We start from the raw sequence: 15,326 nt of genomic DNA, 5'->3' as shown, positions 1-15,326 counted from the left end.
CCGCCATCACAGCGGACCGAGGATGCCCCATCGACGATCGCAATATTCCTTGATGGCCGCGACAACACCGCTGCTGATGATGCCCCGGCGTTCGGCTGAGTCCATCTGGAGCTCTTCGTCCCGGTTGATGATCGAGCCCGCCTCCAGCAGCACGGCAGCCATTCTGGTCTTTTTCAGCACGATGAGTTTGTCATAGCTGTAGACGCCGGTTTCCTTGTTCAGCAGCGGGTGCTGGTAGCGGCCCATGATGGGTTGCGAATATTGCTCGGCATATTTCAGGCCCTGGGCCTTCATTTCCTTCGCCAGCAGTTCGGCAATCGAGAGGCTCGCCTTGTATTCCGGGTTGTTGCTGGAGACGAAAACGGAATAGCCGCTGAAGCGGTCGCTGAAACGGCTTTTCCTGCCGCCGAACTCCCAGTCCTCGAGAAATTTTTTGGGCACGGAGTCATGGTGGATCGACAGGAACAGATTTGCGGGCAGATTGTTCGCCGCGGCGACGCGCTTGACCAGGCTGGCCCTCGCCTTGCCTTCGGTCAGCAGCAACTTCGTCTCGGTAAAGCCTTCCGCCTTCAGTTTCTCCTCGATCCGCTGCGTCAGCCGCAGATTGTAGACGAACTCTGAAACGTTGCGGGCGCTGATCGCGCCTTCCGACTGGGCGGTATGCCCCACATCCAGAACGATCCGGAACTTTGACGGTTCGCAGGTGGTTGCAGCCGTCTTCGAAACCGACGGCTTGGCCGCCGCCTTCGGGGCAACAACCTTCGCCGTGCGGCGCTTGGGCGCGGCGGCAGGCTTCGCTACCCTGGCAGGCTTTGAAGCAGCCGGCTTTGGCGCGGCGGCGCGCTTTGGCGATGGACTCTGCTTTGGCGCCTGACGCTTTGGCGACTGAGCTTGCTTTGACGTGCCCTTGAAGACGTCCGACAGCCAGCCGGCATGGCTGGCCTCGACCGGCAGAAGCAGCAAGCCGACCATCGCGGCGACGGTGGTACGGCAGCGGGGCCAACCGCCAAAGCCTGACCGGGCGAATGCTTTTCTTACCGACAGCAATCCCACTCTCCCCCAGAGTGACCTTCTATGCGCGCTTCATGACCGCATCGGACAGCATCGGCCGGGAGTATGAACCATGCGTTACCGGTTGCAAGGTTTCACCGGCCGGCTTCAAACCTTTTGCCCCGCCTTGATCTCCTTGAACCGGGCAAGCGCCTGTTCGAATTTGGCATTGAACAGCCACATCGCATCGAGGATTTCGCGCATGGTTGCAGACGTCCGTGCCCTGTCGGCCTGCCCAAAGGTGAAAACGCTGTTGTTCCGCAGGAATCCCATGATCCTGGGATCGGAAATCCGGTAGTTAAGTAAATTGCCTGACTTGAGCGCGGACTTGGTCGGCGCGGGAATAATCTGGATCAGCTCGAACAGTTTCATCTGATCGATCGGGTCCGGCAGCGTCTTCACGATCGACGGCACCTGCGGGAAGACTTCCGCATGCGCGTTCATCAGGGCATCGCGCACCGAGGTCCAGTGGTTGAACCGGTGATCCATATTGCCGGCCCGCGCCTCCTCCTTTTCGTCGCGCAGGATCAGTGCAGGATCGAAAGCTGCGATTGACGGCTTGATCGCCGCCCACTTCCTGCGGCCGTTCAGATCTTCGGACGTACCGGTCTGCAGGCTGCCCTTGTATTTGTTCGAGCGCGCGTTGCCGATGGTTTGATTGCCGTTGGTCTCGGCAAAGAACAGCCCGAGGCTGATCCGGCCAGCCGCCTCGGCATTGACAGCATCGAGGCCTTTGGCACGCGCGATCGCCGTGCCCAGATCGACGACGTCCTTGAACGGGGTATCTGATTTTTGCGCGCTGGCGGGCGGCGCCTGCATCACATCGAAAAGCTTCCGGTACTCGTCGAGCAGCGGCTCGGTAGCCACGTTGAAATACGCCGGCGGGATTTCGTATTTGTTGGGCCCACCGATTTTGGACGGCATCGCGTCGGTGAGATCCTTGTAGGCGCTCAGCATTTTGTTGCGCGCCAGATAGAGCGCCTGTCCCGGCAGGTTCGGCAGCGGCTGCTTCGAATTGATCTGCGCGCGCCGCTGTCCCAGGACCGCCTCGAAGTTCTTCACCGCATCATTGTACGCATTGAGCGCGTCCGATTGCGTCTTCGTGAGTGCACCCTGCGCCATCGCGGTGCCTGTGAGACCGACGGCCATCGGCAGCGCGAACAACAGCGCGAGCGCAAGCGCCGCCACGGGCGCGCCGATGCAATGGAGCTTGTAGCGGGCCATTGGCTCACGCGAACTTCGGTTGTGCTGCCTGAGCCAGCAGCCGCGCCCGCTCGCTATTGGGCCACAGCAGCAGCAGGCCGAGCAATCCCGACGACACCATAATGACCGCGTTGATGGTGAAACCGGTCAAATAACCTTCGAGCGGCGTCGCCGCGTGCTTGATCACGCTGCCCATCACCAGGGGCGCGATGATGCCCGCCAGCGTATAGATCGCGCCGTAGATCGCGATCACGGCGCCGCGCTGCTGCACCGGCGTGAACTCGCCGAGCATCGGCGGACAGACCACATAGATCGCGCCGCTCAACCCGGTACCGACCACGAGCAGCGCGACCATCGTTCCGCCCGGCGTGGAATAGGGCATCATCGCGAGAATCAGGCCGCCGATGATCAGCGGCACCGAGCCGAGCACGCCGCGCGCCCCGCGGGTGGTGAAGCCGCGCGTCAGCATCACCTGCGAGATCCAGCCGGTGAGCAGCACAATCACGGCGCCGAACACCCAGGGCAGCACCGAAACCCAACCCGCATCCTGTTGCGAGAAGCCGAGCCCCTGCACGATGAAGGGCGTGAACCAGGTGAGACCGAGCGACAGCGCCCAGTACGCCCCGAAGGTCGCGGCACAGCAGCCGATGAAGGTGCGCGAGGTCAGGAGCTGGAAATAGGGAACGCGTGGATCGGCGGCGGCCATCGCGACCGTCTGCACCAGCGGGCCTTCCTTGCCCATGATCAGCCACGCCACCACCCACATCAGGCCGACCACGCCGAGCGCGCCGAATGCATAGTGCCAGCTGTGATTGACGATGATCCAGTTCAGCGCAGGCACCGCGAGGATCACGCCGAAAGCCGAGCCCTGCGACAGGATCGCAGTCGGCAGCGTGCGCTTCTCGTCCGGAAACCATTTGTAGATCGCATGCACCGCCACCGCGAACGCCGGGCCCTCGCCGGCGCCGAGAATGATGCGGCAGATCAGCAGCGTCGTGAAGCTGACGGTACCGACCATCGGGAACTGTGCCACCGACCAGATCACCGCCATCGCCAGCAGCACCCAGCGGGTCTGCACTCTATTGACGATGAAGCCGACGACAATCGCCGAGATCGAAAACAGCAGGAAGAACGAGGAGCCGAGCGTGCCGAACTGCTCCGCGTCGAGCTTCATCTCCTCCATGATTGGGACGCCGGCCAGACCGACCACGATCTTGTCGGCAAAATTGACCAGCATGAACAGAAACAGCAGGAATGTGATTGTCCAGGCGCCTTTGGGCGTCACATGTTCGGTCATGGCTGCTACCCCAAGTTTATCGCTGCCGATTCTCTGACTTCGGCATGCGATGCTAGCCATGGCCTCCCCGGCAAGGCAACTGCGCATTTTGACCGGGAAACAGGCCCCGCGACACCGCGCGGCCCGGTGCGCGCCGTTACAACCGGATCACGATCCCGTCGTCCCTGATATTGAGGCCGTGATCTGATATCGCGCTCCTGTTATGTTGCCGGGGTCACCACGTCAGGGATTTTTCATGGTCAAATCAATCCATCGCCGCGTCGATACTTTGGCCGCTCCGGCTTTCCCCACGCGCCGGAAGCCGTTGTGATCAGCGCATGATCAACGGCGAATCAATCGTGCTCACCGTGAACGGCCTGACCAAGAGCTACCGCGCCGCCGGCGAGGAGGTCGCGGTGCTGCGCGGCGTCAACCTGTCCGTCGCGGCCGGCGAGAGTGTCGCGCTGACCGGTGAATCCGGCAGCGGCAAGAGCACGCTGCTGCACCTGATCGCCGGCCTCGATGCCGCCGATGGCGGCGCGATCAGGCTCGACAACGCGCTGGTCTCCGAGCTCACGGATGCCGGCCGCGCCGAACTGCGCCGCGATCGCCTCGGTCTCGTGTTCCAGCAATTCAACCTGATCCCGAGCCTGACCGTCGAAGACAATCTGGCGTTCCAGTCGCGCATCGCCGGACGCCACGATGATGCGTGGCATCACGAGTTGGTGGAGCGTCTGGGCCTGAAGAATTTCTTGAAACGCTATCCCGAGCAATTGTCCGGCGGCCAGCAGCAGCGCGTCGCGATCGGCCGCGCGCTCGCAACAAAGCCGCTGCTGCTGCTCGCGGACGAGCCGACCGGCAATCTCGATGAAGCCACCGCCGACGAAGTGCTGGCGCTGGCCCGCGACCTCGTGGCGCGCAGCGGCTGCGGCTTCCTGATGGTGACGCACAGCGCCCGCCTCGCCGCCACGCTGGACCGCCAGGTCAACCTGCACGCCGGGGTGATCGCGTGAAACGCGCGCTCTGGACGCTCGCCATACTCCTGAGCCATTGGCGGCGCCATCCGATGCAGCTCGCGACCTTGTTGATCGGGCTGATCTCGGCGACCGCGCTATGGAGCGGCGTGCAGGCGCTCAATCAGCAGGCGCGAACCTCCTATGACCGCGCCGCCGCTACATTCGGCGGCACGCGCACGGCCATGCTGGTCGGCCGCGACAGTCCGACGTTCCCGCAACAGCTGTTCGTCGACCTGCGGCGCGCCGGCTGGCCGGTATCGCCCGCACTCGAAGGCCGCATCCAGATCGGCGGACGCTCGTTCCGCCTGCTCGGCATCGAACCCGTGACGTTGCCGCGCGAGGTCGGCAGTGCGCCCGGGGTCGAAACCGCCAATCTGCAAGCCTTCATGACGCCGCCCGGGCAAGTGCTGGTGGCACCGGAAACGCTTGCAGACCTCAAGCTCGCCGAGGGCGCTATAGCTGTCACCAATGGCGGCGTGGCATTACCACCGCTGCGCGTCCAGACGCAGCTCGTGCCCGGCGTGCTGGTCGTCGACATCGGCATCGCGCAAAATCTCCTGAACATGCCGGGACAGCTCTCCCGCCTGCTGATCGGCAAGGCCAAAGGCAAACACCCCTCGCTGGAAAGCGTCGTCGGCGACAAATTGCGTCTGGTTGCGCCGGACGCCGAAACCGATCTCGAACGGCTCACCGACAGTTTTCATCTCAACCTCACCGCATTCGGACTGCTGTCGTTCTTCGTCGGCCTGTTCATCGTCAATTCCGCCATCGGCCTTGCCTTCGAGCAGCGCCTGCCCACCTTGCGCACGCTGCGCGCCTGCGGCGTCTCGGCGCGGATGTTGAACAGCGTGATGGTGATCGAGCTGGTTTCGCTGGCGCTCTTCGCAGGCCTGATCGGGCTCGTCTGCGGCTATCTGATTGCGGCGACATTGCTGCCCGACGTCGCCGCGTCCCTGCGCGGACTATACGGCGCGCAGATTCCGGGACAGTTGACGCTGAAGGGCGAATGGTGGCTCGCGGGCATCGCCATCAGTATTCTGGGCGCGCTCGCCGCCGCGGCGACCAGCCTGACCAAGGCGCTTCGCTTGCCGCTGCTCGCCACCGCGCAGCCTTATGCGTGGCAACAGGCGCAGCGCCGCTGGCTGATCTCCCAGAGTGCGGTGGCGCTTGCCGTATTCGCCGCTGCCGGCGCGTTTTTGCTGTTCGGCGATTCCTTGGTGTCGGGTTTTGCCGTGCTCGCGGCCCTGCTGCTCGGCGCGGCGCTGATCCTGCCGATGCTGCTGGAAGTCGTGCTCGCGTTCGGCCAGCGGCATGCGCGTGGGCCGCTGAGCACCTGGTTCTGGGCCGACAGCCGCCAGCAGCTCTCGGGATTGTCGCTGGCGCTGATGGCGCTGCTGCTCGCGCTCGCGGTCAATGTCGGCGTCGGCACCATGGTCGGCAGTTTCAATCGCACCTTCCTGGTCTGGCTCGACGGAAGGCTGGCGGCGGATGTCTATATCAGCGCGTCCAGCAATGCCCAGGCGAGCGAGATCAGGAATTGGCTGCGCGAACGGCCCGAGATCGAAGCGATCCTGCCCGGCGGCCGCGCTGATACGCAGTTGGCAGGCGCGCCGCTCGAGGTGCTGGGCCTGCCCGATCACACCACCTATCGCGACAGCTGGCCGCTATTAGAGTCGGCGCCAAACGCCTGGACCAGACTTCGCCCCGGCACCACCTGCCTCGTCAGCGAACAATTGGCGCGACGCCTGAAGCTTTCGATCGGCGATCGCATCGACATTCCGGCGTCCGGCGGCAACTGGACGCTCGATATCGTCGGCATCTACGCCGACTACGGCAATCCCAAGAGCCAGATCGCGGTCAACTATGCCGCGCTGACGCGGCGTTTTCCGGAAACCCCGCTGACACGGATGGGCCTGCGCGTCGAATCCGGGAAGATCCCGACGTTGATCACGGCTTTGCAGGAACAATTCGGGCTCGATGATCGCAACGTCGCCGATCAGGCGACGATGAAGGCGGAATCGAAACGCATCTTCAACCGCACCTTCTCAGTGACCGCGGCGCTCAACGCCTTCACGCTCGGCGTCGCCGGCATCGCGCTCCTCACCAGCCTGCTGACGCTGAGCAATTCGCGCCTGCCGCAACTGGCGCCGCTATGGGCGATCGGCATTACCAGGCGCAGGCTGGCTGCGATCGAGCTTCTCAAGACGATGTCGGTCGCGTTGATCACCGCGCTGTTCGCGCTGCCGCTGGGCCTCCTGGTGGCATGGTGCCTGCTCGCGATCGTGAACGTAAAGGCCTTTGGCTGGCGTCTGCCGTTCCACGTCTTCCCGGCGCAATTGCTGTGGCTGGTCGGCGTCGCGATGGCGGCGGCGTTTTGTGCGGCAGCGCTTCCGGTCATGCGGCTGGCGCGGATGCAGCCGGCCAGCCTGATCAGGATCTTTGCCAATGAGCGGTAGCGGATTCTTAGCAGCGGGCGGTAGCGGCCTGATCTCCCGCCGCAGTTTTACGAGCGGCATCCTTCTCGCCTCGCTCAGTGGCAAGGCGTTGGCGCAGGGCTTTGCCGGACTTGGTGAGAGCGCCAGCGGCTATGCCGCCGTCATGCCCGGCAGGACATTTTCATTTCCGGCCGATCACGGCCCGCATCCGGAATTCCGCATCGAGTGGTGGTACGTGACCGCGAATCTCGCCGATGCCAACGGTGTCCCTTATGGCGCGCAGTGGACGTTGTTCCGGCAGGCGACGAAGCCGGGCGCGCAACAGGAAGGCTGGGCCAATCAACAGCTCTGGATGGGCCATGCCGCGGTGACGCGCGCCGACACCCATCACACCAGCGAAACCTTTGCCCGCGGCGGCGTCGGCCAGGCCGGCGCCGACGCCGATCCATTTCTCGCCTGGATCGATTCCTGGGAAATGCGCGGGCGTGATTCCATGAGCGCCACCAACATGGCGCCGCTCGAACTCAAGGCCTCGGGCGCCGATTTCAACTATGCGCTGCGCCTCGATGCCGACCGGCCGCTGGTGCTGCAGGGCGAGGCCGGCTACAGCCGCAAATCGCTGCGCGAACAGGCCTCCTATTACTACAGCCAGCCGCATTATCAGGCGAAGGGCAGCATCACCATCGACGACAAAACCGTCGATGTCACCGGACAGGCCTGGCTGGACCGCGAATGGAGCAGCCAGCCGCTGGCCTCCGACCAGAGCGGCTGGGACTGGCTGTCGCTGCATTTCAAGACCGGCGAAAAGCTGATGCTGTACCGGATGCGCCAGACCGACGGCCAGCATTACGGCTCGGGCAAATGGGTCGCGCGCGACGACAGCACCGAGCTGCTCGCTTCAGCAGACATCAGCTTCACGCCGCAGGCTTACACCGAGATCGCGAACCGCAAGATCCCGACCTCATGGCGCATCGCGATTCCCAAACTCGCCGTCACGATCGACTGCACGCCGCTCAACCCGAAGAGCTGGATGGGAACGAGTTTTCCCTATTGGGAAGGCCCGATCAGTTTTGGTGGCAGCCACACCGGATTAGGCTATCTCGAGATGACGGGGTACTAAAAGCGCTTCTGATTCATTCGTCATGGCCGGGCTTGTCCCGGCCATCCACGTCTTGCTTCCTTGACTGTAGACAAGACGTGGATGCCCGGCACAAGGCCGGGCGTGACGAAAGCAAAGAGCCAAAAAGGAATCGCTCCAATGTATCACTTCACCGCTCTCGTCACCTGCCTTGCCATCCTGTTCTACTTCTTCACCTCGATTCAGGTCTCGAAAGCGCGCAGCGCGTTCGGCATCAAAGTGCCGGCGACATCTGGCCATCCCGATTTCGAACGCGTGTTCCGCGTTCAGATGAACACGCTGGAATGGATGCCGATCTTCCTGCCGTCGCTGTGGCTGTTCGCGGTCTATATCAGCGACCCGGTTGCGGCAGGGCTTGGCCTGGTCTGGATCGCCGGCCGCCTCCTCTACATGCTCGGCTATTCGCAGGCCGCCGCCAAGCGCGGCCGCGGCTTTGGCATCCAGGCGTTAGCTGCGATCGTGCTCTGGGTGGGGGCGTCGGGCGCGATCGTGTGGAGAATCGTGCAGGGGTGAGTGTCGCGCAACTCCATCCCGTCGTCCCGGCCTTGAGCTCAGATGCGCAATTGCGCATCGGGGGACCCATACGCCGTGCAGTCGCGTTAAGGCAAGCTGGCAGATACCTTCTGCAAGCAACAGCCGCCGGTGGCTATGGGTCCCGGCTCAAGGCCGGGACGACGGTGTTGAAAGATCGTGCCCTCACTTCACCAGCGGACAACCCGAATCCTTGGCGCTCGGAAACGCCTTGTCGCCGGGCACCACCGCGAGCTGCTTGTAATAATCCCACGGCTTCTTCGACTCCGACGGCTTCTTGACCTCGAACAGATAGAGGTCGTGCACCATGCGGCCGTTTTCGAGCACCTTGCCCTGCGCGAAGAGATCGTCGACCGGAAGCTCCTTCAGCTTCCTGGCGACGGCTTCGGTGTCCTTGGTGCCGGCCGCCTTGACCGCCTTGAGATATTGCAGCGTCGCGGAGTAAGTGCCGGCCTGGATCATGTTCGGCATCCGGCCGGTGCGCTTGAAGAAGCGGCCCGCGAGGTCGCGGCTCCTGTCGTCGCGATCCCAGTAATAACCTTCCGTCAGCACCAGGCCTTGCGCCGCTTCCAGCCCGAGGCCGTGGACTTCGGCGAGCGTCAGCAGCAGGCCGGCGAGCTTCTGGCCGCTCCTGACGATGCCGAATTCGGCGGCCTGCTTGATCGAGTTGGTGGTGTCGAGGCCGGCATTGGCGAGCCCGATGATCTTCGCCTTCGAGCTCTGCGCCTGCAGCAGGAACGACGAGAAATCCGACGAGTTCAGGGGAATGCGGACCGCGCCCAGCACCTTGCCGCCCTTTTCCTTGACGAGGTCGCCGGTGTCTTTTTCCAGCGCATGGCCGAAGGCGTAGTCGGCGGTCAGGAAGAACCAGCTGTCGCCGCCGGCCTGCACCAGTGCCCCGCCGGTGCCGACCGCCAGCGCGTGGGTGTCGTAGGCCCAGTGGAATCCGTAGGGTTGGCAGGCATCGCCGGTGAGGCGCGAGGTGGCCGCTCCGACGACGATGTCGATCTTCTTCATCTGCTTCGACAGATCATGGATCGCGAGCGCGACCGAGGAGGTCGTCAGCTCCGTGATCATGTCGACGTTCTCGACCTCATACCAGCGCCGCGCGATCGCAGTGCCGAGATCGGGCTTGTTCTGGTGGTCGGCGGAGACGATCTCGATCTTGTGGCCGAGCACCTCGCCGCCAAAATCCTCGATCGCCATCTTGGCGGCCTCGAACGACCACTTGCCACCGTAATCGGCATAGACTCCGGACTGATCGTTCAGAATGCCGATCTTGACGCCCTGCGCCGAGGCCGATCCGGCGAACAAAAGACCGCTCAATGCTACGGCCGCCAACAAACCCGATTTCATATCCGTCTCCCGGCAGTTTCCGTTTAGGATAAATTCCGCCCGACAATATTTTATAACCCTGCCGCTGCCCATCTATTTCAGATGGGCCGATGGTATGGGGAGATCCGTCACCCCCGCGCAACGGCATCGCCGTTGTCGCTGGAGGTGCGCTCGGCGGCGCAATTGCGCCGCTGGCTTGCTTGCCTCGAAGGGCGACGGCCCGTCTGTGGCCGATTCATCCTTCGAGACGCGCAAGAGCGCGCTCCTCCAGCGATAACGGCAAAGCCGTTACGCGGGGATGACGGGGATGGAGTCCGCGACTCAAGCCGCGACGGAATCCTTCGGCTTCTTCGGATCGGCCAGCCCACGGACGATCATGTAGAAGATCGGCGTGAAGATCAGGCCGAACAGCGTGACGCCGATCATGCCGAAGAACACCGCAACTCCGACCGCCTGGCGCATTTCCGATCCCGAGCCGGACGAAATCACCAGCGGCAGCACGCCGAGAATGAAGGCGAACGACGTCATCAGGATCGGCCGCAACCGCAACCGGCAGGCTTCGATCACCGCCTCCAGCCGCGGCTTGCCTTCAAGCTCGATGTCGCGCGCGAACTCGACGATCAGGATCGCGTTCTTTGCCGCCAGCCCGACCAGCACCACGAAGCCGATCTGGGTCAGGATGTTGACGTCCTGCCCCATGATCCGCACGCCGATGGTGGCGGCGAGCAGGCACATCGGCACGATCAGGATTACCGCGAACGGCAGGCTCCAGCTGCCATATTGCGCCGCCAGCACCAGGAACACGAACAGCACGCAGATCGGGAACACGTAGAGACCTGCATTGCCTCCCGTGACCTGCTGGTACGAAAGGTCGGTCCATTCGAAGGAGAACCCGCTCGGAAGCGTGTCCTCCGCGAGTTTCTTCATGGTGTTGATCGCGGTCGTCGAACTCGTGCCCGGCGTCCCTTCGCCCTGCAGTTCCGCGGCCGGATAGAGATTGTAGCGCGCCACCCGGTCGGGGCCGGATACGTCGCGGAAATCCACCACGCTGCCGAGCATCACCATGTCGCCTGCGGCGTTGCGGGTGCGCAACCGCGCCAGATCCGACGCTTCCTTGCGGAACGGCAGATCGGCCTGGGCCGTGACGTGATAGGTGCGGCCGAACAGGTTGAAGTCGTTGACGTAGGTCGAGCCGAAATAGGTCTGGATCGTTTCATTGACGCCGGAGATCGGCACACCGAGCTTCTGCGCCTTGACCCGATCAATGTCGACGAAGAGCTGCGGCGTGTTGGCGGTGAAGGGCGAAAACACCTGCGTCAGCTCGGGCGCCTTGCGCGCCGCGGCGACAAGCTCGTCGTTGGCGGCTGCCAGGAGTTCGGGGCCGCGGCCCTGGCGATCCTGGACCCGCATGGTGAAACCGCCACCCGTTCCGATGCCCGGCACGGGCGGCGGCGGAATGACAATGATGAAAGCCCCCTGGATCGCGGCCAGGCGCTTTCGCAGATCCGCGGTGATCGCCTGCGAGGTCAGGCCCTTCTTCAGGCGCACTTCCGGTTCTTCGAACACCGGGAAGAGCGCCGCAGCATTGCCCGACTGGGTCCGGGTCGCGCCCGAGAAGCCGGCGAACGCCGCGACGCGAATGATGCCCGGGGTGTCCAGCGCCGTTTTCTCGATCTGGCGGACGATATCGGTGGTGCGCGCCAGCGATGCGGCTCCCGGTAACTGCGCCGATATGATGACGTAGCCGCGGTCCTGGGCGGGAATGAAGCCTTGCGGCGTGATCGCAAGCAGCCATCCGGCGCTGCCGATCAACGCCACATACAAGAGCAGCATGACCGTCGAATGCCGGATCACGAAGTTGGCCGCATTGGCATAACCGTGGGACAGCCGGTCGAAAGTCCGGTTGAAGACGCCCGCAAATGCGTCCCAGCCGCGGGCGATGAAATTCCAGCTCGCCGGCGGCTTCTTTTCCGCGTGCGGCACCAGGATCAGCGAGGCCAGCGCCGGCGACAATGTCAGCGAGCAGAAGCAGGAGATCGCGGTCGCCACCGCGATGGTGACGGCGAATTGCTGGAAAAACTGTCCGGAGATGCCGCCGAGGAACGCGGTCGGCACGAAAACCGCGCACAGCACCAGCGCAATCGAGACCAGCGCGCTGCCGACCTCATCCATGGTCTTGAGCGCCGCATCGCGCCGGCTCATGCCGTGCTCGAGGTGCCGCTCGACATTTTCCACCACCACGATCGCATCGTCGACCACGATGCCGACCGCGAGCACGAGCCCGAACAGCGTGAGATTGTTGATCGAGAATCCCAGCGCCGCCATCACAGCAAAAGTGCCGACCAGCGACACCGGAATGGCGATGATCGGAATGATCGCGGGGCGCCAGCCCTGCAAGAACACCAGCACGACGATGACGACGAGCAGCATGGCCTCGTAGATCGTCTTGATCAGTTCGTGGACCGACTGCGCGATGAATTCGGTGGGGTTGTAACCGATATTGTAGTCGAGGCCCTTTGGGAAACGGGTCTTCAGCTTCTCCATGGCATCGGTTATATTTTTCGCGGTCGCCAGCGCGTTCGAGCCGGGCCGCTGCGTCACCAGCAGCGCCACCGCCGATTTCCGCAGCAGGAAACTGTTGGTCGAATAGGACAGCGCACCAAGCTCGACCCGCGCCACGTCGCGCAGCCGCACCGTGCGGCCGTCGGCGCCGGCCCTGACCACGATGTCCTCGAATTGCCTCTGATCCTTCAGCCGTCCGGTGAAGGTGAGATTGGGCTGGAATGCGCGGTCGGCAATCGGCGGCTCGCCGATCTGCCCGCCCGTAATCTGCAGGTTTTGCGCGCGGATCGCAGCTATCACCTCGGCCGAGGTCAGGCCGAGCGTCGCGATGCGGTCCGGGTCGAGCCACAGCCGCATGGAGTAGTCGCGGGCGCCGAACATCTGGATGTCACCGATGCCGTCGAGGCGAAGCAGCTCGTCGCGCACCTGCAGCAGCGCATAGTTGGAGATGTAGAGCTGGTCAAAACTGTCGTCCGGCGACAGCATGAACACGACCATCAGGATGTCGGGGCTGTTCTTGCGGGTGACGACGCCGTTGCGCTGCACCTCTTCCGGCAATCGCGGCTGCGCGATGGCGACGCGGTTCTGCACCAGCACCTGCGCCTTGTCGAGATCGGTTCCGAGCTTGAAGGTGACCGTGATGGTGAGATTGCCGTTCGAGGTCGCCTGGCTGTAGAGATACAGCATATCCTCGACGCCGTTGATCTCCTGCTCGATCGGAGCTGCAACGGTGTCGGAGACGGTCTGCGCGGTAGCGCCGGGATACTGCGTGGTGACGACGACGGTCGGCGGCACCACTTGCGGATATTCCGAGACCGGCAGCGTGGTATAGGCAATCGCGCCGACGATCAGCAGCACGATCGACAGCACCATCGCCAGGATGGGCTGGTTGATGGAGAGCCGGCCGAGATTCATGACTTGCCACCGGCTGGCGCGGTGTGCGGCGTCACCTTCGCGCCGACCCGGGCGCGCTGGATACCGTCGACGATGACGCGATCTTCCGCCTTCAACCCCTCGCGAACCACGCGCAAGCCTTCGTCAAGCGGTCCGAGCTGCACAGGCCTTGCTTCGACGGTGTTGTCATCCTTGACGACAAAGACGATCTTGCGCGACTGGTCGGTGGCGATGGCCGTGTCCGGCAGCAGCAATGCCTCGTAGGGCGAGGAGCCGATCAGCCGCACGCGGCCGAATTGCCCCGGCAGAATCGAGAAGTCCTTGTTGGGAATGATGGCGCGGCTGCGCAGCGTGCCGGTCGAGACATCGAGACGGTTGTCGAGAAAATCCATCTTGCCTTCTTTCGACGGCTTGCTCTCGCCGGTCAGCGCGACTTCCACCGGGTTCGGCGTGTCGCGCGAACTCGGCCGCTTGCCCTCGAACCACAGCCTGTTGTTCTTGAGATAGGTCGCCTCGTCGACGTCGAAATAGATGTAGATCGGATCGAGCGTGACGATCGAAGTGAGCAGCGTGGCACTGCCTTCGCTGCCCTGCACGAGATTGCCGGGGCTGACGAGGTGGCGGCTGACCCGGCCGGTCATCGGGGCCAGCACGTGGGTGAATTCGATATTGAGTTTAGCCGCCTTCAGCGCGCCATCGGCCTGCATCTCCGCGGCATGCGCGGCCTGCAAGGCCTGGCGGCGCTGGTCGACGACTTGTTCGGAGACTGCACTGGTCTGGACCAGGCTCAGGGCCCGATCGAGCTCGCGCTTGGCAAGCTCCACTTTGGCGCGCGAATCCGCGAGCTGGCCCTCGGCCTGCGCGGCGACGGCTTCGAAGGGGCGGGAATCGATCGTGTAAAGCAGATCGCCGGCGCGCACGATGGCGCCATCGCGGAATTCGACGGTGTTGACGAAGCCGCCGACCCGGGCGCGCACCTGCACCTCTTCCAGCGCCTCGAATCGCCCGGTGAATTCATCCCAATCGGTGACGGTCCGTTTCACTGGCTGCGCGACCGTGACGGATGGTGGCGCCGCGGCCGCCGGTTGCGGCGGCTTGTCGCCGCAGCCCGACAGCGCCAGCGCGGACCCCAGGATCAGCGGCGAGAGACTGCGGAATGAAGGATGCAAGAAACGATGTAATATTTGACGGCCTTCCGGTTGGCCCGGACGATTCCGTTGTTCAATCGCGCCCAATTCCATCTGCTCCATTTCCCCTGCACTTCCAGACATCTCGATCGATGGAGGCGACTGCCGCTCCGGCGGAGGTCACAGATGTGACTGCTTTCCAGTCTGTTCAAGAAGGCGATCGGATCAAGCACAATCGTAATGCATGGCGGACGATCACGCCTTGCGCCCGTGCGGGTACTGGGCTCCACGCATGGGTTAGAAGCGCTGGCCTTCAGGAAAATCGCCGATGGCGCGACTGCCCAAGATTGAGGCCGCGCCCGGGATAACGAAAACGTGACATCACACAATTGTCGTCTGACGCCGTGCTGACACGGCACCGCCAAAAAGTTCCATTCAGAGGGAAGGGCGTGAGAAACGCGAATCGTCCGGCGCGTGTCGTCAGCGCGTCAAGGTTACTGCCTACCCTACATGGTTAATATCTCGTAAACGTTGACTGTTGTATCCTCCATACCATTGTGGTTGCTAAAGCGTAAATTTTTATAGAGCCGCATTTCTTGAACATTGATTGCCCCCTTTTTCATTGCGGCGTGAGTGAGAGGCGTTTCGGAGTGACGAGCGAAATTTCTGTCGCTGGTAATAGGTCTCCCCGAATAGCGTCTGCAGTCCTCCGTTCCTTGGGCGGACCGGGCTGCTGTTACTTCACGCACGCCATCCATC

The 15,326-nt window shown here is 63.4% G+C and carries 10 protein-coding genes; 4 read left to right on the top strand and 6 right to left on the bottom strand.

Features of this window, described 5'->3' with window-relative positions; all coding sequences use genetic code 11:
• Positions 1-6: 6 nt before the first annotated feature.
• The 3 genes from JQ609_RS16135 to JQ609_RS16125 form a co-directional block, all read right to left on the bottom strand.
• Positions 7-1,047: an N-acetylmuramoyl-L-alanine amidase gene (locus tag JQ609_RS16135; RefSeq protein WP_249128053.1), complete on the bottom strand. Its 1,041-nt coding sequence runs from the start codon at positions 1,045-1,047 to the stop codon at positions 7-9.
• Between the two features lie 111 nt (positions 1,048-1,158).
• Entirely contained in the window at positions 1,159-2,274 is a 1,116-nt protein-coding gene (locus tag JQ609_RS16130) for a hypothetical protein (RefSeq protein ID WP_212274144.1), read from the bottom strand.
• Positions 2,275-2,278: 4 nt separating this feature from the next.
• A complete protein-coding gene (locus tag JQ609_RS16125) occupies positions 2,279-3,550 on the bottom strand; it encodes an MFS transporter (RefSeq protein ID WP_212274143.1) in 1,272 nt (423 codons plus the stop codon).
• A gap of 317 nt (positions 3,551-3,867) precedes the next feature.
• On the opposite strand from JQ609_RS16125, the gene JQ609_RS16120 reads away from it, so the two are divergent.
• The 4 genes from JQ609_RS16120 (at position 3,868) to JQ609_RS16105 (ending at position 8,631) form a co-directional block, all read left to right on the top strand.
• The gene (locus JQ609_RS16120; protein WP_212274142.1) at positions 3,868-4,542 is read left to right on the top strand and encodes an ABC transporter ATP-binding protein; all 675 of its coding nucleotides are present in this window, start codon (positions 3,868-3,870) and stop codon (positions 4,540-4,542) included.
• The gene (locus JQ609_RS16115; protein WP_212274141.1) at positions 4,539-7,001 is read left to right on the top strand and encodes an ABC transporter permease; all 2,463 of its coding nucleotides are present in this window, start codon (positions 4,539-4,541) and stop codon (positions 6,999-7,001) included. The genes JQ609_RS16120 and JQ609_RS16115 overlap by 4 nt, the downstream gene beginning before the upstream one ends.
• Positions 6,991-8,100 (top strand): lipocalin-like domain-containing protein, encoded by a 1,110-nt coding sequence (locus JQ609_RS16110; RefSeq protein WP_212274140.1) that lies wholly within the window; start codon positions 6,991-6,993, stop codon positions 8,098-8,100. Before JQ609_RS16115 ends, JQ609_RS16110 begins: the two co-directional genes overlap by 11 nt.
• Positions 8,101-8,238: 138 nt before the next feature.
• Entirely contained in the window at positions 8,239-8,631 is a 393-nt protein-coding gene (locus JQ609_RS16105) for an MAPEG family protein (protein ID WP_212274139.1), read from the top strand.
• A gap of 183 nt (positions 8,632-8,814) precedes the next feature.
• Here the strand turns inward: JQ609_RS16105 and JQ609_RS16100 are convergent, their stop codons facing one another.
• From JQ609_RS16100 to JQ609_RS16090, 3 genes are all read right to left on the bottom strand, one after another.
• Positions 8,815-10,005, bottom strand: coding sequence for an ABC transporter substrate-binding protein (locus JQ609_RS16100; protein WP_212274138.1), 1,191 nt, complete (start codon positions 10,003-10,005; stop codon positions 8,815-8,817).
• 300 nt (positions 10,006-10,305) lie between these two features.
• Positions 10,306-13,461 (bottom strand): efflux RND transporter permease subunit, encoded by a 3,156-nt coding sequence (locus JQ609_RS16095; protein WP_212274137.1) that lies wholly within the window; start codon positions 13,459-13,461, stop codon positions 10,306-10,308.
• The gene (locus JQ609_RS16090) at positions 13,458-14,609 is read right to left on the bottom strand and encodes an efflux RND transporter periplasmic adaptor subunit (RefSeq protein ID WP_249128051.1); all 1,152 of its coding nucleotides are present in this window, start codon (positions 14,607-14,609) and stop codon (positions 13,458-13,460) included. Before JQ609_RS16090 ends, JQ609_RS16095 begins: the two co-directional genes overlap by 4 nt.
• Positions 14,610-15,326: the final 717 nt, after the last annotated feature.

It is taken from the genome of Bradyrhizobium sp. AUGA SZCCT0169 (assembly GCF_018130085.1).
Lineage (GTDB): Bacteria > Pseudomonadota > Alphaproteobacteria > Rhizobiales > Xanthobacteraceae > Bradyrhizobium.
Note: the sequence above shows the minus strand (reverse complement) of the source record. Positions and strands in the feature narration are given on the sequence as shown.

Excerpts from the sequence above, each read along its gene's own strand:
- JQ609_RS16130 (WP_212274144.1), bottom strand. The coding sequence starts at position 2,274 with ATGGCCCGCTACAAGCTCCATTGCATCGGCGCGCCCGTGGCGGCGCTT.
- JQ609_RS16125 (WP_212274143.1), bottom strand. The coding sequence starts at position 3,550 with ATGACCGAACATGTGACGCCCAAAGGCGCCTGGACAATCACATTCCTG.
- JQ609_RS16120 (WP_212274142.1), top strand. The coding sequence starts at position 3,868 with ATGATCAACGGCGAATCAATCGTGCTCACCGTGAACGGCCTGACCAAG.
- JQ609_RS16110 (WP_212274140.1), top strand. The coding sequence starts at position 6,991 with ATGAGCGGTAGCGGATTCTTAGCAGCGGGCGGTAGCGGCCTGATCTCC.
- JQ609_RS16105 (WP_212274139.1), top strand. The coding sequence starts at position 8,239 with ATGTATCACTTCACCGCTCTCGTCACCTGCCTTGCCATCCTGTTCTAC.
- JQ609_RS16100 (WP_212274138.1), bottom strand. The coding sequence starts at position 10,005 with ATGAAATCGGGTTTGTTGGCGGCCGTAGCATTGAGCGGTCTTTTGTTC.
- JQ609_RS16095 (WP_212274137.1), bottom strand. The coding sequence starts at position 13,461 with ATGAATCTCGGCCGGCTCTCCATCAACCAGCCCATCCTGGCGATGGTG.